The sequence below is a fragment of the Paeniglutamicibacter sp. Y32M11 genome, from assembly GCF_019285735.1.
Taxonomy (GTDB): Bacteria; Actinomycetota; Actinomycetes; order Actinomycetales; family Micrococcaceae; genus Paeniglutamicibacter.
In genome coordinates, this window is sequence record NZ_CP079107.1 from 2,737,771 (window position 1) to 2,763,893 (window position 26,123).

At 62.5% G+C, this 26,123-nt stretch carries 24 protein-coding genes; 5 read left to right on the top strand and 19 right to left on the bottom strand.

The window, feature by feature from the left end:
• Positions 1 to 72: 72 nt before the first annotated feature.
• From KUF55_RS12030 to KUF55_RS12055, 6 genes are all read right to left on the bottom strand, one after another.
• Complete coding sequence (locus KUF55_RS12030; RefSeq protein ID WP_168151250.1) at positions 73 to 537, bottom strand: DUF3817 domain-containing protein; 465 nt, start codon at positions 535 to 537, stop codon at positions 73 to 75.
• On the bottom strand, positions 534 to 1,496 hold the full coding sequence (locus KUF55_RS12035; protein WP_218816784.1) for an SURF1 family protein: 963 nt from the start codon (positions 1,494 to 1,496) through the stop codon (positions 534 to 536). Before KUF55_RS12035 ends, KUF55_RS12030 begins: the two co-directional genes overlap by 4 nt.
• A 239-nt stretch (positions 1,497 to 1,735) precedes the next feature.
• Positions 1,736 to 2,236, bottom strand: coding sequence for a PTS sugar transporter subunit IIA (locus KUF55_RS12040; RefSeq protein WP_218816785.1), 501 nt, complete (start codon positions 2,234 to 2,236; stop codon positions 1,736 to 1,738).
• 261 nt (positions 2,237 to 2,497) lie between these two features.
• On the bottom strand, positions 2,498 to 3,643 hold the full coding sequence (locus KUF55_RS12045) for a GuaB3 family IMP dehydrogenase-related protein (protein ID WP_132358578.1): 1,146 nt from the start codon (positions 3,641 to 3,643) through the stop codon (positions 2,498 to 2,500).
• A 108-nt stretch (positions 3,644 to 3,751) separates the two neighbouring features.
• Positions 3,752 to 5,005 (bottom strand): DUF4872 domain-containing protein, encoded by a 1,254-nt coding sequence (locus KUF55_RS12050; RefSeq protein ID WP_218816786.1) that lies wholly within the window; start codon positions 5,003 to 5,005, stop codon positions 3,752 to 3,754.
• A gap of 127 nt (positions 5,006 to 5,132) precedes the next feature.
• Entirely contained in the window at positions 5,133 to 5,945 is an 813-nt protein-coding gene (locus KUF55_RS12055) for a class I SAM-dependent methyltransferase (RefSeq protein WP_218816787.1), read from the bottom strand.
• A 74-nt stretch (positions 5,946 to 6,019) separates the two neighbouring features.
• Here KUF55_RS12055 and KUF55_RS12060 point away from each other — a divergent pair, with 74 nt between their 5' ends.
• Positions 6,020 to 6,937, top strand: a complete 918-nt coding sequence (locus KUF55_RS12060) for a DUF427 domain-containing protein (RefSeq protein ID WP_255557013.1) — start codon at positions 6,020 to 6,022, stop codon at positions 6,935 to 6,937.
• A 103-nt stretch (positions 6,938 to 7,040) separates the two neighbouring features.
• On the opposite strand, the gene KUF55_RS12065 is transcribed toward KUF55_RS12060, so the two are convergent.
• Complete coding sequence (locus KUF55_RS12065) at positions 7,041 to 7,580, bottom strand: GNAT family N-acetyltransferase (RefSeq protein WP_218816788.1); 540 nt, start codon at positions 7,578 to 7,580, stop codon at positions 7,041 to 7,043.
• A 177-nt stretch (positions 7,581 to 7,757) separates the two neighbouring features.
• Between KUF55_RS12065 and KUF55_RS12070 the strand changes: the two genes are divergently transcribed.
• A complete protein-coding gene (locus tag KUF55_RS12070; protein WP_218816789.1) occupies positions 7,758 to 8,267 on the top strand; it encodes a VanZ family protein in 510 nt (169 codons plus the stop codon).
• A gap of 94 nt (positions 8,268 to 8,361) precedes the next feature.
• On the opposite strand, the gene guaB is transcribed toward KUF55_RS12070, so the two are convergent.
• From guaB to groES, 5 genes are all read right to left on the bottom strand, one after another.
• Positions 8,362 to 9,867 (bottom strand): IMP dehydrogenase, encoded by a 1,506-nt coding sequence (gene guaB, locus KUF55_RS12075; RefSeq protein ID WP_132358590.1) that lies wholly within the window; start codon positions 9,865 to 9,867, stop codon positions 8,362 to 8,364.
• A gap of 240 nt (positions 9,868 to 10,107) precedes the next feature.
• Complete coding sequence (locus KUF55_RS12080; protein ID WP_218816790.1) at positions 10,108 to 11,787, bottom strand: glycoside hydrolase family 10 protein; 1,680 nt, start codon at positions 11,785 to 11,787, stop codon at positions 10,108 to 10,110.
• A gap of 168 nt (positions 11,788 to 11,955) precedes the next feature.
• Entirely contained in the window at positions 11,956 to 14,052 is a 2,097-nt protein-coding gene (locus KUF55_RS12085) for an acyltransferase family protein (RefSeq protein ID WP_218816791.1), read from the bottom strand.
• A gap of 234 nt (positions 14,053 to 14,286) precedes the next feature.
• Complete coding sequence (groL, locus tag KUF55_RS12090) at positions 14,287 to 15,894, bottom strand: chaperonin GroEL (RefSeq protein ID WP_132358597.1); 1,608 nt, start codon at positions 15,892 to 15,894, stop codon at positions 14,287 to 14,289.
• A gap of 60 nt (positions 15,895 to 15,954) precedes the next feature.
• A complete protein-coding gene (gene groES, locus KUF55_RS12095) occupies positions 15,955 to 16,251 on the bottom strand; it encodes a co-chaperone GroES (protein ID WP_132358598.1) in 297 nt (98 codons plus the stop codon).
• Between the two features lie 562 nt (positions 16,252 to 16,813).
• On the opposite strand from groES, the gene KUF55_RS12100 reads away from it, so the two are divergent.
• The 3 genes from KUF55_RS12100 (at position 16,814) to KUF55_RS12110 (ending at position 20,311) form a co-directional block, all read left to right on the top strand.
• Positions 16,814 to 17,677, top strand: coding sequence for a GDSL-type esterase/lipase family protein (locus KUF55_RS12100; protein ID WP_218816792.1), 864 nt, complete (start codon positions 16,814 to 16,816; stop codon positions 17,675 to 17,677).
• Positions 17,678 to 17,778: 101 nt separating this feature from the next.
• Positions 17,779 to 19,032: an SAM-dependent methyltransferase gene (locus KUF55_RS12105; RefSeq protein WP_132358604.1), complete on the top strand. Its 1,254-nt coding sequence runs from the start codon at positions 17,779 to 17,781 to the stop codon at positions 19,030 to 19,032.
• 136 nt (positions 19,033 to 19,168) lie between these two features.
• Positions 19,169 to 20,311 carry a glutamate--cysteine ligase gene (locus KUF55_RS12110; RefSeq protein ID WP_132358606.1) on the top strand — a complete coding sequence of 381 codons (1,143 nt, stop codon included), beginning with the start codon at positions 19,169 to 19,171 and terminating at the stop codon, positions 20,309 to 20,311.
• Between the two features lie 91 nt (positions 20,312 to 20,402).
• On the opposite strand, the gene tsaD is transcribed toward KUF55_RS12110, so the two are convergent.
• The 7 genes from tsaD to coaA form a co-directional block, all read right to left on the bottom strand.
• Positions 20,403 to 21,476, bottom strand: a complete 1,074-nt coding sequence (gene tsaD / locus KUF55_RS12115) for a tRNA (adenosine(37)-N6)-threonylcarbamoyltransferase complex transferase subunit TsaD (RefSeq protein ID WP_132358608.1) — start codon at positions 21,474 to 21,476, stop codon at positions 20,403 to 20,405.
• 63 nt (positions 21,477 to 21,539) lie between these two features.
• A complete protein-coding gene (rimI, locus tag KUF55_RS12120) occupies positions 21,540 to 21,989 on the bottom strand; it encodes a ribosomal protein S18-alanine N-acetyltransferase (RefSeq protein WP_218818779.1) in 450 nt (149 codons plus the stop codon).
• 32 nt (positions 21,990 to 22,021) lie between these two features.
• On the bottom strand, positions 22,022 to 22,693 hold the full coding sequence (gene tsaB, locus KUF55_RS12125; protein ID WP_218816793.1) for a tRNA (adenosine(37)-N6)-threonylcarbamoyltransferase complex dimerization subunit type 1 TsaB: 672 nt from the start codon (positions 22,691 to 22,693) through the stop codon (positions 22,022 to 22,024).
• A 15-nt stretch (positions 22,694 to 22,708) separates the two neighbouring features.
• Entirely contained in the window at positions 22,709 to 23,257 is a 549-nt protein-coding gene (gene tsaE / locus KUF55_RS12130; RefSeq protein WP_370630993.1) for a tRNA (adenosine(37)-N6)-threonylcarbamoyltransferase complex ATPase subunit type 1 TsaE, read from the bottom strand.
• On the bottom strand, positions 23,250 to 24,365 hold the full coding sequence (gene alr / locus KUF55_RS12135) for an alanine racemase (RefSeq protein ID WP_255557472.1): 1,116 nt from the start codon (positions 24,363 to 24,365) through the stop codon (positions 23,250 to 23,252). The genes tsaE and alr overlap by 8 nt, the downstream gene beginning before the upstream one ends.
• Before the next feature lie 241 nt (positions 24,366 to 24,606).
• Positions 24,607 to 25,005, bottom strand: a complete 399-nt coding sequence (mscL, locus tag KUF55_RS12140) for a large conductance mechanosensitive channel protein MscL (protein ID WP_132358616.1) — start codon at positions 25,003 to 25,005, stop codon at positions 24,607 to 24,609.
• A gap of 94 nt (positions 25,006 to 25,099) precedes the next feature.
• Positions 25,100 to 26,059 (bottom strand): type I pantothenate kinase, encoded by a 960-nt coding sequence (coaA, locus tag KUF55_RS12145; protein ID WP_132358617.1) that lies wholly within the window; start codon positions 26,057 to 26,059, stop codon positions 25,100 to 25,102.
• Positions 26,060 to 26,123: the final 64 nt, after the last annotated feature.

Here is a 26,123-nt window from a genome sequence, read left to right on the forward strand (position 1 = left end):
AGGGCATGAAAAAGGGCGGTCGGCGCCGCAGTTAGCTGCGTCGTCGACCGCCCACAAAAGGGTGGTGCAGGATTAGTACCGCTTGGCGGCCTGCGGGTGCGAGGCCAATTCGCGCTCAACTTCGCCGTGCACCTTCTTCTCCATGAAGAAGGAGAGCAGCGGCACCACGCCGCCCAGGGCGATGGTGATGAAACGGCTGAATGGCCAGCGCATCAGGGACCACAGACGGAAATCGGCAAGCAGGTAGACCACGTACATCCAGCCGTGGACGATCAGGATCATCAACGAAATGTTGACGCCTCCGCTGATGTCTCCGCGGTTGACGAGGCCCAGGGCGTTGGAGGTGCCATCGATCATGGTTCCACCAACAAAGAGCTCCAGCTCCCAGATGTACTTCACGATCATTTCTGCGCAGAGCAGCAGCAACATCACACCGGTGGCGTAGGCCAGCACCTTGTAGAAGTTCGAAGCGCTGCGGATCTGGGAAGGAGTTCCGGCAAAGCGGCGCAGTTTGGGAGCGGATTTTTCTTCGGTCACGACTGGTCCTTGGGTGAGGTGTGAGGTGCTTCGGTCAGTGGCATCTGAGTCGGGGATTCCACGGTTTGGGAGTCTACGGTGTGAGGTTTTGCAAGCTGCGGCTCTTCGGTTTGTGCTGCGGCGGGATCGGATGAGCCTGCGCGGGTGCCCCGCGGCACGGCGCTACCGTACACCGTGGCGGGGTCAATACCCGCCGCCAGCGCCGCGGCATCGGCAATGTCTTCCCGCACACGACGGTAATCATCCGCCACCAGCCGGTACCAGAGGAACACAGCGAAGCCGGCGAAGACCACCCACTCGATGCCGTAGAAGATGTTCAGCCAGTTCAGCTGGGTTTCCTGCGGCTGCGGGCCAACATCGACCTGAGTCAGACCCGTCGCGGCGGCCGAAACATCAACACCATTCGCGCCGGTCATGGGCCCGGCCACGATGAATCCGCTGTAGGCCGGCACGTCCCAGACGTTGATGAGTTCGGCGACGGAGAGTGATTCGTAGGAGCGCTGTCCGAGATCACGCGCCAGCGGTGCTTCGGTGGGCAGGAGTCGACCGGTGAGTTTGATGGTGCCGCTCGGCGCGGGGGCCGGGGCACTGTCATCGGGCTGCCAACCGCGCACCACGGCAATGGTGTTTGAGTCCGGGGCACCATCAACCAAGAAGGAGCCAACAACCCAGTAGCCGGATTTGTCGTCCTGGATTCGAGAGCTGATCAATACCTGTTTGTCCGGCAGGAAGGACCCGGTGGCGGTGACCATTTGGTCGGCGCTGGAGGCCATCATGTCCGTGGCCGGGGTGATGTGGCTGGTGAGCGCGACGACCTGCTCGGTGGTGCTCGCCGGGGGCGGCGGTGCGGTTTCGGAGCGGTTGAACTGCCATTGACTCAGCAGGACAAAGCCCGTGGCAACTACGAGGGCGCCAACCAGGGCAAGGATCCAGCGAGGTTTAAGGGCAGTTTTCAGCACACCACTACCGTACTTCGATTGTGCGTAGAAGAGCCAATGGAACTATTCCCCGCGCGGCTTCGTTCACGGCAGGATCCGGGTGGCGCGCCGGGGCTGCGGCCGCGGGATCCGGCCCCCACGCGGTGCTGCATCTTGCCCATCAGGCTCGGCAGCTCCCGCGGCAGCGGTGATGCGGATTACATTTGCGCGGCACTCCGGATCAGCGCAGGTGATGGTCAGTCGGTGAATGAGACCGTGAATTAGACCGCTGAGAAGTCGACCGTCGAATTGACCAGTTCGGCGATGACCTCGGGGTCGTGTGATCGGCGCAACGACTCCCGGAAGGTGTCCTTGGCCAAGGACCTGGCCAGCGCGGCGAGCATCGTGAGGTGCTCGGAATAGCTGGTGGCGGGGGTGGCCAGTAGCAACACCACGTGCGCATCGCCGTCCCGGGCACCGAAGTCCAGCGAGTTGCCGAAGCCCAGTACTCCCACGGCAATGCTGGGGATCACCACGTGCGAGCTTCGGGCGTGAGCGACCCCAACTCCCCCGGGCAGAGCGGTGGCCAGCTGATGCTCATAACTACGCACATCGCTCAGGAACCCGTCCAGATCCAGCACCCGAGAAGCCTCAACCAGGGTCGCGGCCAGCGCGGCGACGGCGTCGTTGCGTGAGGGCGCCGCGAATTCGAGCACCACCATCTCGGGGGTGGTGATGGGATGGGAATCGGCGTCGTCCGCCGGGGACAAAGTGGAAGTCATGGCATCGATTCGGGAGCGGTGGGTGTGCAGGTTGTGACGACGCTAGGGTCGCTGGGGCCCGGCACGCCGTTGCTGTGTAGCGTACACGCCGGCGCCGCGCGTGCGTGGCACAAATGGGCCGCGCGTGGGAAGAATCACCGACGGCCAGCTCTCTTGCTCCGGGGAACACAAAGGCCGGGCATCGAGTCGAACGCCACCCGTTATCTGGAGGTTGTTCGGCTCGCTGCCCGGCCGTCATGGGGTCAAAATGACCCGGAGGTACTAGTCGGCCTCGTAGGGGGAAATGACCACGTCGACGCGCTGGAATTCCTTCAAATCCGAGTAGCCGGTGGTGGCCATCGAGCGGCGCAGGGCACCAACGATGTTTGAGGTGCCGTTGGTGTGGTTCGAGGGACCAAAGAGCAGCTGCTCAAGTGGTGCCACGGTACCGACCTTGACCCGGTCCCCACGTGGGTTGTTCTCGTGCGTGGCCTCCATGCCCCAGTGCCAGCCGGCACCCGGAGCCTCCTGCGCGCGAGCCAGGGCGGTGCCGAGCATCACGGCGTCGGCGCCCATGGCGATGGCCTTGACGATGTCACCGCTGGTGCCCAGACCGCCATCGGCGATCACGTGCACGTAGCGTCCACCGGATTCATCCATGTAGTCACGGCGTGCCGCGGCCACGTTGGAGATGGCGGTGGCCATCGGTGCGTGGATGCCCAACGCGCGGCGAGTGGTGCCCGAGGCGCCTCCCCCGAAGCCGACCAAAACGCCGGCAGCGCCGGTACGCATCAGGTGCAGTGCCGGGGTGTAACCGGCGGCGCCGCCCACGATGACCGGGACGTCGAGCTCGTAGATGAACTGCTTGAGGTTCAGCGGTTCGTGGGTCTTGGACACGTGCTCCGCCGAGACGGTGGTGCCGCGGATGACAAAGATGTCAACACCGGCGGCGAGAACGGTCTTGTAATGTTCCTGGGTGCGCTGCGGAGTCAGGGACCCGGCCACCGTCACTCCGGCGTCGCGGATCTGCGCCAAGCGGGCGGTGATCAGCTCCGGGACGATGGGAGCGGAGTACAGCTCCTGCAGACGCTTGGTGATGGCCGGGTCAAAGTGCCCGCCGTTGGCGGACTTCAGTGCGGCAATTTCCTCAAGCACCTTGGTCGGATCCTCGTAGCGGGTCCACAGTCCCTCGAGGTTCAGCACCCCCAGTCCGCCGAGCTTGCCCAGGGCGATGGCGGTATCCGGGGACATGACCGAGTCCATGGGTGCGCCAAGGATCGGGGTCTCGAATTTGTAGGCGTCGATCTGCCAGGCCACCGAGACATCGTGCGGGTCACGGGTGCGGCGGTTGGGAACAATCGCCACATCGTCGAGGGAATACGCCTGGGCAGCGCGCTTGGAGCGGCCGATTTCAATCTCGTAAGTCACCGCACCACCCTATCAGCACGCAGGGCGGGGACCGCGCTCGCACCGAGCCCGATCCCCGCCATGACGAGCTTTCGCATCGGGGAGCCGGTCCCCGATGCTCGTGAGGACTTATTCGCGCGGTGCTCCCAGGGTGGCCACGCTGGCCGCCAAAGCGGTGGCGGCGCGAGTCTCCGCCGCGGCGATGATCTCCAACTGATCGGCGAGCACAGCGAAGTGTCCCGAGCGCTGTTCCGGATCGATATCCGGGTCAATCAGGTCGGTGAAGACGATCCAGTCCTGGGCCAGGTGCGCATAATCTGCCGCGTGCGCCTCCAGCGCCTCAAGGCCCGGGAGCTGTGCTGCCTCGGTGAGGAAGTCGGCATATTGCCCACGCAGCGCACCCACCCCGCCAAAGCGGGTATCGGTGAGGAAACCCAGCACCTGGCTCAAGCCGGAGGCCAGGCGATCGGGTTCGGCAAAGATCCGTGTCCAGCCCTTGGCGGTGGTGGTATCGCGCAGCTTCTCCGCCCAGTTACTCATGCCCAGCACACCAAAGTTCTTCGCGAAGTGTGCGGGAATACCCTCCAGCTCGCTGGTACCCAGCAGGCGTGCGGTGGTTTGCCCGATGGCCTCGCACACATTGTTCACCAGCGTGGTGGTGTCCGGGCCGGTGCTTTCAGGGACCCAGGCCTGCCAGTGCTTATCCTTCTTCCGCTTGGATCGGGCGAAGGCCAGATCCTCGGGTGAGATCGGGGTCAGGGAGCCGGATCCGTCATCGATCAGCAGGTCATCTTCGTGTTCCCCGACCACGACCAGGTCGATGGAATCGGATTCCTCCACGGCATCGCCATCGATCCAGGGCAGGGCGGCAACGGAGGCGCGCACCACCACGGCGCGGCCGGCATCCAGCCCCACGTCCAGGTATTCGGCGGCCAAGCGGGCACTGCCGGTGGTTCGCTCGCTGATGGTGGCTCCGCAACGTGCCAACAGGTTAGCGGTGTAGGGCTCCGGGTGCGCGCGGGTCACCACCGTTGCGGTGGTCATTTCCTCGTAAACGAAGGTGAAGGCCATGAAGCCGATGCCGCCGGCCAGTCCGGCCAGCAGGGCCTCGGAGAGCGGCTCTTCGTTGATCGGGTGGGTGACCCCGGCCTGGGTGAGCACGCGGTGCCAGAGTCCGGCGTCGTACTGGAGAACGTTCTGCGGTGCCGGGTACTCGGGCAATTCCGCCTCTTGTGCGGCCGCGGCGGCGGCCGCCGCGTCCTCGGCACTTGCCGGACGGTTGGGCTTGGCGGCGAGGATCGCCTTGCGTGCGGTGGTGTAACTCTCACCGGTACGATCCATGCGCGTACGGGTGAGCTTTTTCAGGTTCTTCGGCTGGGCCACGGTGTGCTCCTTAGATATTGCGTGCGCGCAGGCGCGGGACTTCCCGCACGCCGGTCGCTCAGCGCCAAGGAACCATTCTATCCGGGGTGACACCCCGCCCATGTCAGTGCCGCGGGTGGGGCCCGCGCTAGCGCACCGCGAGGATCAGTCGCGGATCCAGCTCGCCGGCCTCGATGGCTCCGAGCACGTTAATGATGCGGTGCATTGGATCGGTGCCCAATAGGATCGGGCCACCCAGCGGTGTCGGGTTCGAGCGCTGGGCGCGCTGCGCCGCTGCCATCTGCTGGCGCACGCCCAGGCTCAGCGAGGTATCGGCGCGCACGCCGAAGCCCGCGGTGTGCAGATATTTGCGGTACGCCGCATCGCTCTCAACATGGGAGGACGCTGCGGCGTCGGCCCACGGCATGGGGAAGGTGAGCTGGTTGGTACCCATCAGATCGAAGACGCCAAAAACGCCGCCGGGGCGCAGCAGGCGGTAGACCTCGTTAAAGACCGCTTGTTTGTCCGCCAGATTCATCCCCACATGCAGCATGGTCGCGGCGTCAAAGGAGGCGTCCGGCAGCCCGGTATCGGCCCCGGAGGCCTCTAGCATGTTGATCGAGCCGCCGAGCCCACTGGCCAGGTTCAGTTCCCTGGCCAGGATGACAAACTCGGCCGTGACATCCACGCCCGTGACCACCGCACCACCTCGCGCAAATATCCGCGCCGGTCCGCCAATGCCGCTACCCACGTCCAGGACCCGGGTGCCCAGGCCTATGCCCAGGGCACGAGCCACCTCGGTGGTGGAGGCCAAGCCACCGGAATGGAAGTGATCGGCCTCCACCAGATCCCCGGGCAGCAGTACCGCAGGGTCCCTGCCCGCTGCGCGCAGCGCCGCATGTAGTCGTTCACGCAGGTCCCCACTGGTGTAGCGCTTGATGGATTCCTCGGTGTCGCTCATCACTGGCTCCTCGCTGCGTGGAGGCTACTTTCCGGCACTGGCCGGGCGTGCGCTGCCCCCCCCTGATGTGCCCCATGATAGGCCTCACCGGGGAGCAGGTCACGGGTGTGATCAATCCGCCGATCTGCATCGGTTGCCCGAGGCTCACCGGGGCCGTTGACCGTGGCTGCGCGAAGGCGCATACTGACGCCGTGGCCACCCGAATTTCCCACCTCTTAGCCGAGTCTTTACCAGCCCTGAGGTACGAACCCACCGCGAAGCGGGTACGTGCCAGTTGCGCCGGTGAACTCGTGGTGGATACCCGCGCTGCCGTCTTGGTCTGGGAACCCCAACGCATCGTGCCGATCTATGCCGTGCCGGAATCCGCGGTCCTGATCCCTCTCACCACCTCGGGCGTGGCACCACAACCCGTCCCGGCGGGCGCGACGATGTTAACGCCCGATGATGCCTTTGCGCTGCACACCACCGCCGGCACGAGCCTGGACCTTGAGCTTCCCGGGCGTGTGCTAAAAGCCGCAGCCTTCCGGCCGGCGGATCCGGATCTGGCTCACCTGGTGCTGCTGGATTTTGCGGCCTTCGACTGGAGGGAAGAGGACGCTGAAATTCACACACATCCGCGTGATCCCTTCCACCGAGTGGACATCCTGGTCAGCAGCAGCCATGTCCGGGTGGAGCTTGAGGGCATGGTGCTGGCCGATTCCACCCGACCGCTATTACTTTTTGAGACCCACTTGCCCGCGCGGTATTACCTGCCGCGGGCGGATGTGAGATTTGATGCACTGGTCGCCACGCAGACCTCGAGCAGCTGCCCCTATAAGGGAACGGCCAACTACTGGGCACCGGGCAGCGGAGGCAAGAACGTGGCGTGGTCCTATGCTCATCCGTTGCCCGAATCATCCGCCATCGCCGCCCACGTTGCCTTTTATAACGAACGCACCGACATCATCGTTGATGGGCAGCGTTTGCCCCGCCCCATCACCCCCTTCGGCTAAGCGCCGCCACGGGTACTGGCTGAGACCGGATGTTGGATTGAGGACCGATGTTGGATGAGGCCGGATGTGACCTCCGGACCTCGGGCTGGGCCGGTAACGCGCCTTAGCTCAGCAGGATTGCATAACGGTGTTCAAGCAGTGGTGGGGTGAACTTGTACTCGGTTTTGGTGATCGCGGTATCGTGCCAGCCATGGCGCAGGTAGAGATCGATGGCACGCTGGTTTCCATCGGCCACCCACAGATAGGCCCGCCGATAACCCAATGCCAGCAATTGCGCACTGGCAGCCGACAAGAGCGCGCTGCCCAGCCCGTGACCCCAGGCATCGGGGTGCAGGTTTAACGCGAAAAGTTCCCCGGTATCGGTCTGAGACTTATCTCGGGGTTCACCCACCTGGCAAAAACCCACCACGTGGTTGGCGGAAACGATGACCAAGGGCGGAACCCCGGCACCACGCACTAGCGTTTCTCGCCAGCTGGCACCGATCCGCTGCTCATCCATCGCCTCCAGGAAATCCTGCCCAATGATCCCCCGGTAGGCCGCACGCCATGCCGCCACCAGCGCCCGGGCCATGGGCGCCGCATCCGCCACGGTGGCTTCGCGCACGATGACCGAGGATGAGCCGAGTTCGGTTTCAGGTTCCATGGGGTTGAGCGTAGCTCAGCGAGCATGGAGGTCACACAAGTCGCAGCTGGACCGTCCTTGGGAAAGGTTAAAAACTCAAGCCCGTGGAGTAAACTGGCTAGACGCCGGATGATGCTAGCTCAGGATCACTTTTGGCTTACGTCTAAGCACCCGAGAACGCCGAACCGACTGGGCACGATGAACAAAACGCAGCTTCGCATCGCGCTGATCCTCGCCGTCCCCTACGTGCTAGCACTGCTGCTGATCGCCTTTTGGCCAACACCGGTGGATCGTCCGGCCAGCGGAACCATCACGCAGGCGATTCGGTGGCTCCATGCCCACGGCATGCCCCGGTATATCGGTTACAACAAGATCGAATTCGCCGCGAACATCGCCCTTTTTATGCCCTTTGGTTACATCGCCAGCATCTGGGGGCGCAAGTGGTGGCACCCGATGTTAGCGGGTTTTGCCACATCATTCCTGATCGAACTGGGCCAGGAAATCTTGCTGCCCGAACGCGTCTCCTCGCTGCTTGACGTCGTTGCCAACGCGATGGGCGCGGCCCTGGGCTCGCTCTGTTTCTGGCTGGTGCGAATCCTGCACGAACGTCGTACCGCTCGCTCGGATCCCGAAGAACACCGCATGGGTGTCACCGAGTTGCTGCAGCACCAGCCCAACAGCACACCCGAAGATCCGGCGCTGCGCTAATCCCGTCGCCGGATACCTCGGGCAGAAACGACACGGGCCCCGGTCACCAAGCTCAAGGAGCTGGCGGCCGGGGCCCGTTAGTGGTGCCGTGTGCTTAGCGTGAACGGTAGTTCGGTGCCTCGACGGTCATCATGATGTCGTGCGGGTGTGACTCCTTCAGGCCCGCGGCGGTGATGCGCACGAACTTTCCACGGTTCTTCAGCTCGGGGATGGTGCGTCCACCGACGTAGAACATGGTCTGGCGCAGGCCGCCCACCAACTGGTGTGACACGGCCGAGAGCGGGCCGCGGTACGGGACCTGACCCTCGATGCCCTCGGGGATCAGCTTCTCGTTGGAGGGCACATCCGACTGGAAGTAGCGGTCCTTGGAGTAGGAGGTGTTTTTGCCGCGCGTTTCCATGGCACCAATCGATCCCATGCCACGGTAAGCCTTAAACTGCTTGCCATTCATGAACACCAGGTCCCCCGGGGATTCCGCGGTGCCGGCCAGCAAGGAGCCGAGCATGACCGAATCGGCGCCGGCAACCAGTGCCTTGCCGATGTCGCCCGAGTGCTGCAAACCGCCGTCGGCGATCACCGGAACGCCGGCCGGGATGGCGGCCTTGGCTGCCTCGTAGATGGCGGTGACTTGCGGTACGCCAACACCGGCGACGATGCGGGTGGTGCAGATGGAGCCCGGGCCCACGCCGACCTTGATGGCATCGGCGCCGGCGTCGATCAATGCCTGGGCACCCTCACGGGTGGCTGCCTGGCCGCCGATGACGTCCACGTGGGCCGCCGCCGGATCCTTCTTCAGGCGAGCGATCATGTCCAGCACACCCTGGGAGTGGCCGTTGGCCGTGTCGACAACCAGCACGTCGACGCCCGCATCGATCAGGGACATCGCACGGTCATAACCCTCGCCGAAGAAACCAACGGCCGCGCCAACTCGCAGGCGACCCTCGTCGTCCTTGGTGGCGAGCGGGTACTGCTCGGCCTTGTCGAAGTCCTTGACGGTGATCAAGCCCTGCAGCACGCCGTGGTCATCAACCAATGGCAGTTTCTCGATGCGGTGCTTGCCCAGCAGGTTGATCACTTCCTCGCGGGGTACCCCGACCTTGGCGGTAATCAACGGCATGGCCGTCATGACCTCGTAGACCTTGGTGGTCATGTAGGTTTCGCGCGGCACGAAGCGGGTGTCGCGGTTGGTGATGATGCCCAGCAACTTGCGGTTCTCATCAACCACCGGCAGGCCCGAGACACGGTAGTGCGCGCAGAGGTCGTCCCATTCGGCGAGCGTCGCGCCCGGGTTAACCGTCACCGGGTTGGTGATCATGCCCGATTCGCTGCGCTTAACCTGGTCCACCTGGTTGGCCTGATCCTCGATGGACAGGTTGCGGTGGATGATGCCGATGCCACCCTGGCGAGCCAGAGCAATGGCCATCGGAGCTTCGGTCACGGTGTCCATGGCCGCGGAAAGCAGCGGGATGTTGATATTGATCCGCTTGGTCAGGCGCGTGGTGGTATCAGCCTCCGAGGGGATCACATCCGTCGGGCCGGGAAGCAGCAGGACGTCATCGTAGGTGAGGCCTTCAAAGGCAAATGGATTGAATTCAGTCACGGGGGACCTTTCACGCCGGTGCGGGGATTGATTACATCCTAGAACGCTTCACCCGTTATCAGCATTCCCGCATCCGTGGGTGTGGTGAACGCAACGTTTGAATGTCGATGTCTGGGCCTCGGTGCGCGATCACAACTCGTCCACCGTGCGGCCACCGCGTGCCGGGGCGAGGTGGCCAGCGGGGAGATAAATCCGTCGCTTCCTCGGCGAGCGCCGCGCCCTCTCGAGCTATGTACGGCATCAGGCCCTGATGAAAATCGCCGTGGCATTCGTCGAGTCGATCCCGGTCTGGCTGATCGATTGGATCATGTACCAATAGGAGTGCCCGAGCACTACCCCGGTGTCCAGCCACGACTGATTTGCGGTGGTGCGCCGGCGCACCGAACGCAGGTAGGTCGCCGTCGACTGGATGTACGGGAGGACGGAGCCCGTGGATTCCCACCGCCAGATCGCGATCTGTTTGATCGGTTCCCCGTTTGAACTGGAGATCCAGCTCAAACGCACCGCTGAGCCCTCGCGCACGGCCTGGGTGATGACCGGGGTATAGGGGCGAGTAGCGAGCAGCTGAGGGTAGGCGACCGGCAGGGCGGGCCGCGCGTAGTGGGCGGCCTTGAGGATCCCGATGGAGTTAAGTTTGTTCGCTCGCACCGCGGTGGTGTTGTAGTAGATCTGGCCACGCACTGCCGGGACGGCACGGCATTTGCTGACGTGGTCGCGCAGCTCGTTGGGATCTCCCCATGCGGGTGTAGCCGGGTCCCCCACCTTGTAGGCGGCCTCACCGGTGTAGAGCTTGACGTTGGTTCCGGCCACCTGTTTGGCCCACCAGTCGACCAGCACGTTGTAGTTGGCCGGCGGATAGCCCTGGTACCAATACAGCTGTGGAGCGATGTAATCCACCCAGTCATACTTCACCCAACCGCGAGTGTTGGCGTAGAGGGCCGAGTAGCTTTCCAGTCCGCTGGTGGCCGAGCCCAGGGAGCTGGAGGAACTGTTGCGCCAGATCCCGAAGGGGCCGATGCCGAAGACCACCCGGGGCTTGGCGGCTCTGATGGCGGTATGGGTGTCGCGAACAAACACGTTGATGTTGTTGCGTCGCCAGCTGGAAATGTCGGTGAAGGACCCCTGGTAGGTGGCGTAGGTCGACGAATCCGGGATCGAGGACCCCGACACCGGGTACGGGTAGAAATAGTCATCAAAGTGGACCCCGTCGACGTCGTAGCGTTTGACCATGTCGATGACCACGTTGCGGATGAAGGTACGGACCGCGGGGATACCGGGGTTGTAGTAACGGCGATTACCGTAGGCGAAGGACCAGCTGGGATTCAAGCGTGCCGGATGGCTGGCTACCAAGGAACTGAGCGAGGTATCCATGGACACGCGGAAGGGGTTGATCCAGGCGTGCAGCGCGATCCCCCGCTGGTGCGCTTGGGCGATCGCGTAGGCCAGCGGATCGTAGCCCGGGTCTTTGCCCTGGGTGCCGGTGAGGTATTTGGACCACGGTTCACCGAGCGTGGCCTTCCACATGCGGTCGGCGGCCGGGCGGACCTGCAGCAGTACCGCATTGAGGTTCCGGGAAACGGCAAGGTCAAGGATCGAGCGTAGTTCTGCCTGTTGGGTTGCCACGCTCAGTCCTGAGCGAGAGGGCCAGTCGATGTTCACCACACTGGCGGTCCACAGAGCCCGGAACTCGGCGCGTGGATAGGTGGTCGAGGCGAAGGTATTGCGTGAGGAGATGGTGTACACGTGGTTACGGATGACCGCTGCCGCCGCGGGAGCCGCCAATAATCCTGGACCGAGCGCGGCAGTGGTCAGGGTGATCACCGCCGCCGAAAGCACCGCCCTCCGGCTGATCGGATACCGCAGGGACAGGGACTCGGGTGCAGATGCCGCCTTCATGGCGTAGCCTCCGTTGGTGCTCATGGGGCACGACCCTATGTACGCCACAGGACCGTTTGAAGGCCAGAATACTCCACTTCCCTTTGTCCCCGAAACCCTTGATACATCACGCTTGTGTGACACTTCGGCCACCGGTTGGAGCTCCCCGAACTCCATCGCGGCGATGCCCGATGCGTTCGAAGAAGAAGCTTGTCAGCCTCTGAATGCGGCAAGGAACCGCTTTTCAAATTCCGCACCGGCACTCCGGGCGTAGGTGCTGGTGAGGTGGGATTGATCCAGATAGACCAGCACGTTGCCGATCACCGGCCGGCAGAGCGAATCGGGACACAACACCTCACTCATGTCCATGGTGGAAAAGTTCTTCCCCAACTCCCCGCTGGCGGCCAATTCCTCCAACGGATTCACCGCCGCCAGCAGTTCGGAGGCGGGGCTGGCACATCGGTCTGCCCCTGCCCCGTATCTATCCACACATTCCGGCGGTGAACTGGGCAAGCGTGGGGTGTCACGCAGGGAAACCACCGGGATGCCGGCATCTAGCAGGGGGCGGATCCCTACCACGTAATCGGGGACCACCACTTCCTGCTCGGCGGCGCTGCGGCCGGCTTCATCTTCACCGGCCGCGGTGAAGGTACCCAGAGTGATCACGGCATCGGGCTGATGGTCAAGGACATACTTCCCCGCCGCCCGATTAAAGGCACCACATTCCTCGCCACGGGTTTCGGACTCCCCACCAAAGCGGCACGACGGTTTCGTCAGGAGAATCCAACGCCAGCCCTGGTCTTGCGCCATGACATCCAGCGCACCGCTCCAGTGTTGGGCGTGGGAGTCCCCCATCAGCACGATGGTCTTGCTCGCATCGGGGTTCCCTCCCTGCTGACAGTATTCGATCTGTTCCGCCGTCGGCGCCCACTGCCCCGTGCACTCGGCACCAAAGTTCGACCACTGCTCATCGAGTTTGCTGGTCAGCGGGATCACCACGGCACCGGCCTCGGGTTCGGACTCGAATCCCGGGTCAAGGCTGCGCGCCCCGGGGTTATCCATCGCCGGTTGCGCGGCCGCCCGTAGTTCCTCGGCCGCCACCTTGTGTTCCCACCCGCCCAGCGGAAGCAGCACCACCGAGAGGAGGACGGCGATGCTCAGGCCCACGCGGCGGCGTTTGGCGGAGAGCCACGTCCACGAGCGCAGCGGCGATTCAACGATGCGCGTGGTGCCCCAGGCCAACAGCAGCGATACCAGCATCAGGCACAAGCCGGTGCCCACGGAGATTCTTTCGGCGCCGGATTCGGACAGGAAGAAGATCATCACCGGCCAGTGCCAGAGGTAGAGCGCGTAGGAGATGTTCCCCAGCCAGCCCAGGACGGGTAACGCCAACACGGTCTGCACGCCTCGTCGGTTCGGCGGGGCAGCGATGATGAAGGCCGCGGCGAGTGTTGGCCACAGCGCCAAGTAACCGGGGAATTCGTGCTCCACCTGCAGCACCATCCCGCAGCCGAGAATCGCGGCAAGGCCCAACCAACCCAGCGGCACACCGATGATGGCTGGAATCTTTTCGATCAGTGGCAGGAAGATGGCCAGCAGGGAGCCGAGGGCAAATTCCCATAATCTGGCCCCGGTGTCGAAGTACGCCCACTCTTGTGCCGCATCGGTGATGTAGATCGAGTAGGTGAGCGAAGCGATGAACACCAGAGAGAACATCACTCCCAGCACCATCCGGTAGCTCAGGGCGGGGAAACGAGCACGCAACGCCGTGAACATCACTAGGCCCGCGGCCAGCAGCAGGGGCCACAGAATGAAGATCTGCCCCTGAATGGATAGGGACCAGAAATGTTGCAGCGGGCTGGCCGTTGCGTGATCGGCGGCGTAGTAGTCAACGGACTCGCGAGCCAGCTGCCAGTTTTGCTGGTAGAAGAGGCTGGCGGTGATCTGTTCCATCATCGAGCTCCACCTGGCCTTGGGCAACAGGCTCACGCTGGCGGCGATGATCGCCAGGAAAACCACAACGGCAGCGGGCAGGAGCCGACGAAAAACGTTAAGCCAGTAACTCAGCAGGTTCAGGGGCCGACCGTTTTCGACCTTGCGGATGAAGGTGCCGGTGAGGAAAAACGCCGAGAGCAACAAAAATACGTCCACGCCGCCGGAGACCCGGCCAAACCAAACGTGGTACACCATCACCAGGACCACGGCCAAGGCTCGAAGCCCCTGGAGTTCGGGCCGGAAGCGGTTGACGGTGAGTGGGGAAGCTATTGGACTCCGCCCTGCCACGCTGGGCGCAGGAAAGGAATTCGACATCAGTACATCCTGATAGTTTGGTCAGTGTCCACCCCCGGAACGGTGGGTGCGGGTCTCCCACGCTATCAAACTTCGTTATTGGTTCGTTACATGGAATTCCCAGCCTTGTGTCGCCAAGACAAAACGCCGCCGGATCCCCTTCATGACCGCGCTGGTGCGCCGTCACGGCGTATCAACGAAGTATGGAAGGGATCCGGCGGCGCTAGCCGCACCACCTACATAGGTGTCAGGTGCTTAGTGCTGGTGTGCTGCTTCCGCGTCGGCGGCAGGCTTTTCGGCGACCAAGGTTTCGGTCGTCAACACCAGGGCAGCGATCGATGCCGCGTTGCGCAGCGCCGAACGGGTGACCTTGACCGGGTCGATGACGCCGGCGTTGATCAGGTTCTCGTACACGCCGCTCAGAGCGTTGAAGCCCTCGTTGGCGGGAGATTCGGAAACCTTGGCAACAACAACGTAACCGTCGAAGCCTGCGTTCTGAGCAATCCAACGCAGCGGCTGAACCAATGCGCGGCGTACGATGCCGACACCCGCTGCTGCATCGCCGGTGAGGGCGAGCACGGCCGGATCGGTATCCAAGACGGCAAGTGCGTCAACCAATGCGGTACCGCCGCCGGCAACAATTCCCTCTTCGAGGGCTGCACGGGTGGAGGAGACGGCATCTTCGATGCGTGCCTTGCGTTCCTTCAGCTCGACCTCGGTGGCTGCGCCAACCTTGATCACGCCGATGCCGCCCGAGAGCTTGGCAAGACGCTCGGAGAGCTTCTCGCGGTCCCACTCGGAATCGGTGCGGGTCAGTTCGGCCTTGAGCTGCGAGACACGGTCTGCAACATCCTCGGCCGTTCCGGCACCGTCAACGATGGTGGTCGAATCCTTGGTGATGGTGATGCGGCGAGCCGATCCCAATACCTCGAGGCCAACCTGATCCAGCTGGAGACCCAGATCCGGGGAGACTACCTGTGCACCGGTGAGGATCGCAATGTCCTGCAGCATCGCCTTGCGGCGGTCACCGAAGCCCGGAGCCTTGACGGCCACGGCGTTCAGGGTGCCACGGATCTTGTTCACCACGAGGGTCGAAAGGGCTTCGCCCTCGGTGTCCTCGGAAACGATGAACAGCGGCTTGCCTGCGGCAAGCACCTTCTCCAACAACGGCAAGAATTCTGCCACGGTGGAGATTTTTCCGGAGTTGACCAAGATCAGCGCGTCTTCGAGGACTGCTTCCTGGCGCTCCGGGTCGGTGACGAACTGCGGGGACAGGTAGCCCTTGTCGAACTGCATGCCCTCGGTGACAACCAGTTCAGTGGCGGTCGTGGAGGATTCTTCGATCGTGATGACACCATCGGTGCCCACGGTCTCGAAAGCCTTGGCCAACAGCTCGCCAATTTCTTCGTTCTGTGCGGAGATCGCGGCAACGTTAGCGACCTGCTGACCTTCAACCGGCACGGCGTTTTCGATCAGGCGTGCTGCAACTGCCTCGACGGAAACTTCAATGCCGCGCTTGATTTCGCCCGGTGCGGCACCCGCGGCAACATTGCGCAGGCCCTCCTTGACGAATGCCTGTGCGAGCACGGTGGCGGTGGTGGTGCCGTCGCCGGCAACATCGTTGGTCTTGGTGGCTACTTCCTTGGCCAGCTGCGCGCCAAGGTTTTCGTAGGGATCCTCAAGCTCAACTTCACGAGCGATGGTCACACCATCGTTGGTGATCGTCGGTGCGCCCCAGGCCTTGGCCAGCACCACGTTGCGGCCGCGTGGGCCCAAGGTGACCTTGACGGTGTTTGCGAGCTTGTCGATGCCCGCTTCGAGTGCGCGTCGCGCCTCTTCGTTAAAAGCTAGCTGCTTTGCCATGTCTTGCTCCTTATAAGCTGCATAAAGCCCCGGCCAGTGGCCGGGGCTTTATCAGGAAAACTACTTTACGACGATGGCCAGAACGTCGCGTGCCGAGAGCACCAGGTACTCTGCACCGCCGACCTTGACTTCGGTTCCGCCGTACTTGGAGTAGAGCACAACGTCGCCTTCGGCTACGTCAACCGGGACGCGGTTGCCGTTGTCATCGACGCGGCCGGGGCCTACGGCCACAACCTTGCCCTCCTGGGGCTTTTCCTTGGCGGAATCGGGGATGACCAGACCGGAAGCAGTGGTGGTTTCTGCTTCGAGCGGCTGGACGACAATGCGGTCCTCGAGAGGCTTAATGGAGACGGACATCGTCTCTCCTTTGCGTGAGTTACCAATGGTTTACGGGCCGTTCGGGTGGTACCAACCGTCGTCGCGGTGCCAGCTGGTGAATTACCTCAGGCTTTCAGCGTTTGTTGAGACAACAAACGCCACCACTGACTCTAGGCAACCATTAGCACTCGGTCAAGGCGAGTGCTAATTACGTCATCTTTTACGCGCTCGGCGCACAGCACCGCCCGAGCGTCAAACCCCATGGAATGCCAGCCGAATCGCCAACGTCGCGCTCTGGTGCGCGCGGGAAGGTGCCACCGACACTGGGCCAGATCGCTTCGACTTCACGCGGTCCACCCCTATTGTGTGAGCGTCCCTGGTCCTAGGATGGGCTGTACGTGCGGTTCGGCATCATCTGCTCTCACCGCGTGGCGCACCGGACGCCCTCGCCAGAGGTCCCCGGATGTGGTTTCCACCTTGGGGTTCAAATCACTGGCACCGACCGACAAGGTTGAGGTGCCCTTCCCGGCCACCCGACCAATCGGGCAATAGGCGGAACATACATCGCGTCCCGCCACCGTGAAAGCAGGGGATCTTTCTCATGACTCGTTCCGCGCCGTCTCGACGTTTAGCCCTTCTGGCGGCCAGCACCGCCGCCATCGTTCTTACACTCACCGGCATGACACCGGCGAGCGCAGCGGCCCCACCCACCGCACCAGATTCATCGCAGGTGGTGAACTACGTGAATCTGGGTGATTCCTATTCCGCGGGATTCGGTTCCGGTTCGCTGGTCAGCGGTCCGCTCCCCGGCTGCCTGCAGGGCAGCGGCCCATCACATGTCACGCAGATTGCCAGCACAGAGAACGTCAATCTGCTGGCTAATGCCGCTTGTGCGGGTTTGGGGACCGCGGAGATAGCCGAAGTCATCGGAGCGATTGGGGGTCAGCTGGGCGCGGCAGATTTGGTCACGCTGAGCCTAGGTGCCAACGATCTGAATATCCGCGGGCTGCTGACTTTCTGCAGTACGCCGGGCATGGATATTGCCTGTGATCAGGCTCTTGCTGCCGGCGCGCAGCTGATTCCTACCGTCGGCGCCTCAGCCCACCAAACGTTGGCCCTGCTGGATGCATCAACCAGTGGGCACATTCTGGTGTTGGATTACCCCAGACTGTTTACCGCCTCCGCTGGGGATCAGCCCCTGCTTTCTGCCGCTCGAGCCCGCGACCTGAACGCGCTCGGCGATTCGCTGAACAAGGCGATCAGAAACGCGACTCGGGGAACAAGCGCCAGCTTCATTTCCGTCCAGGGGAGATTCAACAATCACGGTTTGGGATCTACCGATCCGTGGATCTACTTCAACGCGGCCAATCTGAATGATCCGTTTAATCTGCACCCCACCACCACCGGTTACCTTCAGGGCTACTACCCGGCGGTTCGCAGTTACCTGAACCGGCTGCTGCCTTAGCCATAAGCGACGGCAGCGGGGCGCTGCGGCCTGTGGCAAGCACCCAGCGCCCCTCTGAACCGCGCCACGGCGAGACAGCCATCCGTACTAGGCTGGATCCCATGGCAAATCAAAACTCCGAGGCCGCAGCATCACAGCTGGCAATCCTGCTAACGCCCCCGGGATGGGAACTCCTAAACTCGATCGACCCCTCATCTGCCGGGACCAAAGAAGCAGCGCTGAACCTCAACTTGACGTTGCGCAAGGCCGGGCACCCGGTGGAGCTGGTCACCGCCGTGGTGCAGCAGGCGCAATTGCGCTCCAAGGCCCGGGTGAAGTTTGGCCCGTTTGCCGACCGCATGGTGTTTACCCCTGCCGGCCTGGAACAAGCCACCCGGCTTAAGCTCGCCGGGCTACACGCTCAGCGTTATACCCGCGCAGGCATCACCAAGGTTGCCGATTTGGGGTGCGGCATTGGCGCGGACTCCCTCGCACTGGCCAGCGCGGAGATTGACGTTACGGCCGTGGAGCTTGATGAGACAACCGCGGCCGCCGCCACACTGAATCTCATGCCGTGGCCCAGCGCCACGGTGGTGAACACCGACGCCATGGACTTCGATCTCACCGGGTTCACCGGGGTATGGCTAGATCCCGCCCGGCGCACCACAGACACCTCGGGCACCTCACGAATTTTTGATCCCGAAGCCTTCAGCCCTCCCCTGTCCTTCGTCGAATCGCTGGCCGATCGGGGGCTCGCCGTCGGCGTGAAAATGGGACCGGGTCTTCCGCATGCCGCGGTGCCAAAGACCTGTGAGGTTCAGTGGGTGTCGATCAATGGCGACGTCACCGAGGCAGCCCTCTGGTTCGGTCCGCTGGCCCGCCCCGGTGTCCGCCGAGCGGCCCTGGTCATCGGCGAGAACGGGGCCACCGAGCTGACAAGCAACACGGATTTTGATCCGGATGCCGCCCTGCGCGGTGACGTCCCCGTCGGAGAGATTGATGCTTACATCCACGAACCCGATGGCGCGGTGATTCGCGCGGGTCTGATCGATGAGTTGCTGAAGCAAACCGGTGGGCACCTCATTGATGGGCACATCGCCTACTTCAGCACCGCCGAATCGATCTCCTCCCCGATGGCCAAGAGCTACCGAGTCCTGGCCATCCGCCCGTACCACGTGAAAAACCTTCGGGCCTGGGTGAAGAGTGAAAAAATTGGTGTGCTGGATATCAAGAAGCGCGGCATGGATGTGACCCCGGAGGAATTGCGCAAGATTCTGCTGGCCGGCACCGGGAAGGATGCCAAGAACAAAGCAACCTTGATCCTTACCCGCGTGGGAGATACGCGTCTGGCCATCGAGGTCGAACCGGTCTCCTAGCAACGTGAGCACAATTACTCGGTCATGACTCGACAAAACCGTGCCATGGCGCATCAACGGCGCACAGTGCTCGCTTTCGCTCGATAGACTTACGATAACAATGCGGCGGTTTCGCCGTTATCGACATGGAGGTTCGGTGCAGATAGATTTCGCGTCATCACGCCAGTCCACACTTGGTGTGGAGTGGGAAGTGGCTTTGGTGGACCGCAATACCTCCGATCTGCGTTCGGTCGCCGAGGAAGTGTTAGCCGAATTGCACCGCCTTCATGGGTCCCTCGGTGTTGATGAGGAACATCCGCATGTCAAGCAGGAACTCCTGCTGAACACCGTGGAAATTGTCACCGGCGTCTGTGAGACGGTGGCCGAAGCCAAGACCGAGTTGCACGACAATTTGGCTGCCATCCGCGAGGTCACCGACCCCATGGATATCGATCTTTACTGCGCAGGTTCCCACCCCTTCGCCCCACCGAAGCTGCAGCCGGTCACCGACAAGGACCGCTACGCCAAGATGATTGACCGCACCCAATGGTGGGGTCAACAAATGGTCATCTACGGGGTACACGTTCACGTGGGCCTCGACTCACGAGCCAAGGCCCTGCCGGTGGTCGATGGGCTGATCAACTATCAGGCGCATTTCCAGGCGCTCAGTGCCTCCAGCCCCTTCTGGGGTGGGGAAGACACCGGATATGCCTCGCACCGCGCCCTGATGTTCCAGCAGCTACCCACCGCCGGCATCCCGTATCACTTCCCCGAGTGGGAGCAGTACGAGGCCTATGTCGCGGATATGCTGCACACCGGGGTCATCGACGACATTTCAGAGATCCGCTGGGATGTGCGCCCGGTCCCCCGCTTCGGGACCGTGGAGATGCGCATCTCCGATGGGCTCTCCTCATTGCAGGACATCGGTGCCATCGCCGCCCTGACTCAATGCCTGGTACACGACATGTCCACCACCATCGACAACGGTGGAACCATACCGGTCATGCCGCCGTGGTACCGCGTGGAAAATAAGTGGCGGGCCGCCCGCTACGGCATGGAAGCGATCATCATCCTCAACGCCGCCGGCGACGAAATGCTGGTCACCGAGCACCTGCGCCAGGAATTGAAGCGGTTGGCCCCGGTCGCGGCGGAGCTGGGCTGCAGCGCCGAGCTCGCCGATGTGGAGCGCATTATCAAGGGCGGCGCCGGTTACCAGTGGCAGCACAAGGTTGCGGCGGCTCACGGTGGCAACCTGCGCGAGGTCGTTAAGGACAACGTCCGACGCATGCATCTGGCCTAGCCCAGAAGACACAATAGCTGGCACGACGAAGGGCGGCAGTTCTGAACTGCCGCCCTTCGTCATGCCCAACAGCAGTGTCTGCGCAACCGGCCTAGGCAGCCAGGGAAATCAGACTCACCGGTTGTCCCGAATCGGTGGAGAAGCCCAACCCCGTGGGGGTGATGCCGGCTGCCACCAATTGGGCGCCGAGCGCTGCGACCATGGCCCCGTTATCCGTACAGAGATCCCGCGGCGGGACCCGCAGCGTGATGCCGGCCGAGGCGCAGCGAGCAGCAAGTAGCGCGCGCAGCCGGGAGTTGGCGGCAACACCGCCGCCCAGCAGCAGGTTCTCTATCCCGTGTTCCTTGCAGGCGCGCACCGCCTTGGAGGTAATCACGTCGACAACTGCTTCTTGGAAGGACGCGGCAATGTCCGCGACGGGAACCTCTTCGCCGCGTTTCTGGTACTGCTCAACACAGCGGGCCACGGCGGTTTTCAGTCCGGAGAAGGAGAAGTCGTGGCGGTGCTTGCCGGGTTCCTCGGCAGAACCCACAAACTTGGGTAGGGTCAGACCGCGCGGGAAACGGATGGCCTTGGGGTCACCCTCCTTGGCCAGCGCATCGATGACCGGTCCGCCCGGGTATCCCAAACCCAGGAGGCGGGCCACCTTGTCATAGGCTTCACCCGCCGCGTCATCAATGGTCGCCCCGAGCAGACGCACGTCGTCGGTGAGCGAATTGACCTGCAGTATTTCGGTGTGGCCGCCGGAGACCAAGAGTGCGCCAAGCTTTTCGGGCAGCTGGCCACCGTTTAGGACCCCCACCCCCACATGGGCCACCAGATGGTTGATCGCGTACAGCGGCTTGCCCGTGGCCAGCGCCAAGGACTTGGCTGCCGCGACACCCACCATCAGGGCACCGGAGAGCCCCGGCCCGCTGGTCACGGCAATCGCATCGATGTCCGCAAGCTTGACCCCTGCCTCTTCAAGCGCCGCCTCAAGGGTGGGGACAAAGGCATCCAGATGGGCGCGGGAAGCAATCTCGGGGATGACCCCGCCGAAGCGGACGTGCTCCTCCATCGAGGAGGCCACGGCGTTAACGAGTAGGTCGGTGCCTCGCACAATACCCACCCCCGTTTCGTCGCAGGAGGATTCAATGCCAAGAACGAGTGGTGCTGAAAGGGACATGTCACCAATTTTAGGTCCGCGACCCCGATTTTCACGAAGCGGGCACCGCGGCGGTGGCAGCGATCACGTCGCGGTGATGAGCACCTTGCGCATGATGATGGCATCGACACCCTCGCGGTAGTACCCCTTGCGGCGATGGATGGCCTCAAACCCGTGACGTGCATACAGCCCCTGGGCCCGGGGATTATCCTCTCGAACCTCCAGTAAAAGATCGGTGGCGTTGGCGTTGCTGGCTCCGGTGATCATGAGGCGCAGCAGATGGCTGCCGATGCCTCGCCCCTCAGCCTCGGGGCGCACGGCGATGGTCTGGACATCGGCCAGGGGCAGCACACACATCATTCCGGCATAGGCGATGATCCGCGTTCCGTCACTGACCACCCAATAGGTTCGCGTGTCGTGCTGCGCCAGTTCGTCGTAAAACATCTCCAACGGCCAGGCGTCGGTAGGGAACAATTCCTTTTCCAACTCCCAGACCTCAGGCACATCGGCGGGCACCATGGCCCGAGTCTCCATTCCTGGCACGGCCAAGGAATCGCTTGAGACGTTCACAGCAGCTTGCCCTTCATCACGGCCGGGACCTTGGCATCGGACTCGCGCAGGTACAGCGGTTCGGTGCTCAGCAGCTCACGGCCCGCGGCCAGCGAACGGGCGGCGCTGGTGCCCAAGGACTCGGCGCTGGGATGCGCCTGGTCGAATCCCGGGACCACCGTCGCACCGATGGCAGTCAGGCGCTCGGCGTACAGGCCAGCACCGGCTCCAAAGGTCGGCAGCGGCGGTAGTTCTTCGGCGATGCTCACGTGCGGTCCATCGGCCAATAGTCCATCGTGGTGGTACCTAGCCCAGTAGAGTTCCTTGCGCCGTGCATCAATGGCGACGGTGAAATCACCCGTTGGTTCGGTGGCTACCGCTTCCAGCGCGATGGCATCAAGGCTCATCACCCCATGCAGGGCAACGTCCCAGACGAAGGCCAGAGTTTTGGCACTGGCCAGGCCAACACGCAGCCCGGTGAAGGGCCCGGGGCCAACACCCACCACGACGGCGTCGGGCAGCACGGCCCCGGCGTCCCGCAGCAGTGCCTCGATGGCTGGGGCCAAGACCTCGGCATGGTCATTACCCACGAGCGAAGTGAAGGAACCGAGCACGGCAACGTCATCGCCGGTAGTTTCCAGCAACGCGGCGGAGGCATTGGCTGAGGTATCGATGGCCAGTAACAGCATGTGTGTAGTTTTCCCTTAGCTTCTGAAGTGTGTGAGTAGTGCAGCAAGCTGCGGATCGTTGGCCCAGCGTGGTCCCACCGCTCTGAGGCTGATGGTGCGCTGTTCGTCCTCATCACCTTCGGAGAAGTCGAAGACCAATTCCTCGTCAATCTCTGCCGATCCGGGACGTTGCAGCACGATCTCCAGACGCGAGTCGCTGAGTTGTTCGACCTTGTCCGCGCCCCATTCCACGACCGTGACGGAGGTGCTGAGGCTGGATTCGAGATCGAGGTCATCAACTTCGACGGCGGTGGCAAGCCGGTAGGCATCTACGTGCACCAGGTCCGGCCCCTCCCCCAAGGTCGGGTGGATACGCGAGATCACGAAGGTCGGAGAGATGATGCCCTCGCGCACTCCGAGGCCCAGTCCCAGTCCCTGGGTGAAGGTAGTTTTCCCGGCTCCCAATTCACCGGTCAGCACCAGTAGGTCTCCGGCACGAAGGATGGCGCCCAGGGCTCGAGCAAAGTGATGGGTTTCTTCAACACCGTTAACGATCAGCTCCGACGAGGTGCCCTTCTCACTCACCGGATTCACCCCAGCTTCCCTCGACCAGTCGGCGGGGCACGCGGGGGGAAATACGCGTGACGATCTCGTAATTAATGCTTCCTGCGGCATCCGCCCATTCGGTCACCGACGGTCCACCCTCACCAAAGAGGATGGCCGTGGCACCGAGGATGGCTGCCACGTCAATATCCGGTCCAAGATCCACCACAAATTGATCCATGGCAATGGTTCCGCGCACCAGGTACGTTTTGCCCAGAATGGATACCGGAGCATTATTCGCCGTACGCGGCAATCCGTCGGCGTAGCCCATCGGGATCAGCCCCAGGTACGTTTCTTCACTCGTGTGATAGTGCAGGCCGTAGCTGACGCCCTGTCCCGCTGGCACCTTTTTCACGTTGGCGATGCGGCTTTCCAGCGTCATGGCCGGACGTAACCCGTAGCGTGCGGGGTCTTCTCCCGCGAAGGGGCTCAAACCGTAAAGGCCGAGTCCGAGCCTGACCATGTCGTAGTGGGCATCGGGGCGCGAGAGGATCGCGGGAGTGTTTGCGATGTGGCGTACCTCAAGGTCGAATCCAGCGTCTTCGGCCAGGGCAACGGCTTCGTTGAAGGCCTTGAGTTGCTCGTCGGTTTCGGGGCGTTCGGGTTCATCGGCAACAGCAAGATGGGAGAAAACGCCGACCACCCGCATCAGCCCGTCGTCTTGGTAGCTGGCCGCGCGTCCCAGAAGCTCTTCCCACTGTGCCGCGGTGCTGCCATTGCGCCCCAGACCCGTATCAATTTTGAGGTGAACTCGGGCCGGTTGGGCAGCTGCCTGTGCGGCATTGGCTACGAGGTCAAGTTCCCAACCCGAAACGGCCAGATCGATGTTGGCGGAGATGGCTGCCTCGAACGGGGTTCCATCGGTATGTAGCCATGCGAGCAGGGGTACCTCCAGGCCTGCTGCGCGTAGTTTCAGTGCTTCGGTGACATGTGCGCAGCCCAGCCAGGAGGCACCGGCCTGGATTGCTGCCCGGCTCACGGCGACGGCTCCGTGCCCGTAGCCATCCGCCTTGACCACTGCCATGACAGCTGCCGGGGCTACAAGTTCGCCCACGCGCTTCACGTTTTCCCGAACGTTGGCCAAGTCGATAACGGCTCGGCGTTCCCAGTGAGACTTCGTTGTCTCATCCGCGGCGGGATATGGATTTTCGGACTGGTGGGAAGTTTGTGCGCTCACGTATCTATCATCCCACTTTCAATGCGGGGCTTGATTCATTGGCACGCTGTCAGCAACCGGGCTGATTCGATCGGGTACACAAATGGCGATGCCCCGGTGCGCTGATCATGAGGATCAGCGCACCGGGGCATCGCCGTGGTGGTTTATAAATGGACTAGGAAGTTCGACTACGCAATTCGTCGCGAATTTCGGCTAGCAGTGCAAGCTGCGGGTCGACTTCAGCTTCCGGCTCTTCGACACCAAGACGGGCATCACGCATGTCGGCGAGGTGCTTCATCGGTACTACGACGAAGAAGTAGATGGCGGCAGCAATGAGAATGAAGTTCACCAGAACGGTCAGGAAAGCACCGATCTTGATGGCGACTCCGGAACCGATCGTGATAACCAGGAAGTTATCGAAGTTCGGCGAACCGACCAAGGCTGCGATCAATGGCATGAGAATGTTCTCAACCAAGGCGGTGATCACGGCGCCAAAAGCGGCACCAATGACGACGGCGACGGCAAGGTCAACGACGTTGCCTTTCATTATAAATTCTTTGAATCCCTTGAGCATGTGCCTAGCTTTGCACACAATGTCTGTGGTCAACAGGTAATACACAGGTATTTCTCAATTTATTTGCTTACCATTCATCGTTCGTTTTGATCGATCAGATCTTGCGCAGCAACATGCGACGGATCGAGTGATCTGCCGATTTACTCAAAACGAGTTGCGCACGACCACGAGTGGGAATCACGTTCTCCCGCAAGTTTGGTTCGTTAATACGCTTCCAGATACCGTGCGCCGTCTCCCGCGCTTCCTCATCACTGAGCGAGGCGTAGCGGTGGAAGTACGACGCGGGATCCGAGAACGCTCCGGAACGAAGTCTCATGAAACGGCGGATGTACCACTCTTCAATATCTGCGGTCCGCGCATCGACGTACACCGAGAAATCAAAGAAGTCACTCAACGCCAGACCGGCGGTGCCATCAAGTCGCGCGCGGGCGGGTTGCAACACGTTCAGGCCCTCAACGATCAGCACCTGCGGGGATCGCACCACAACTTCTTTTCCGGGAATGATGTCGTAGCTCAGGTGCGAGTACCAAGGCGCACGAACCTCCGGGGCACCCGATTTGACCTCGGAGACAAAGCGCAGCAATCGACGTCGATCGTAGGACTCCGGGAAACCCTTGCGGTGCATGATGCCCCGCTGCTCCAGATCCGCATTCGGATACAAGAAGCCATCGGTGGTGATCAGCTGCACATCGGGGGTGTCGGGCCAGCGCCGCAATAGTTCCTGCAGGACGCGGGCGGTGGTGGACTTACCCACGGCCACCGATCCGGCAACACCAATAACAAAGGGAGTGCGACGCGTTGATTCACCGAGGAAGGTATTGGTGGCCTGATGCAGCGAGGCCGAGCCCTGAACATAGAGGTTTAACAATCGTGAGAGTGGGAGATAAACCTCGCGCACCTCGGAAAGATTCAGTGTTTCGCCGAGCCCACTGAGGCGCATCAAGTCGGCTTCATCCAGGGGTTGCTTGATCTCATTGGACAATCGCGCCCACGTTTGGCGGTCCAATTCAACGAAGGGTGTTGCACTGTAGTCGACCGCTCGCTGTCCATTCACGCCTTGAATTGTGCCAACAACTGACCGGTAATCCCAAACTTCACGATTTGGCCATACCTTGTTG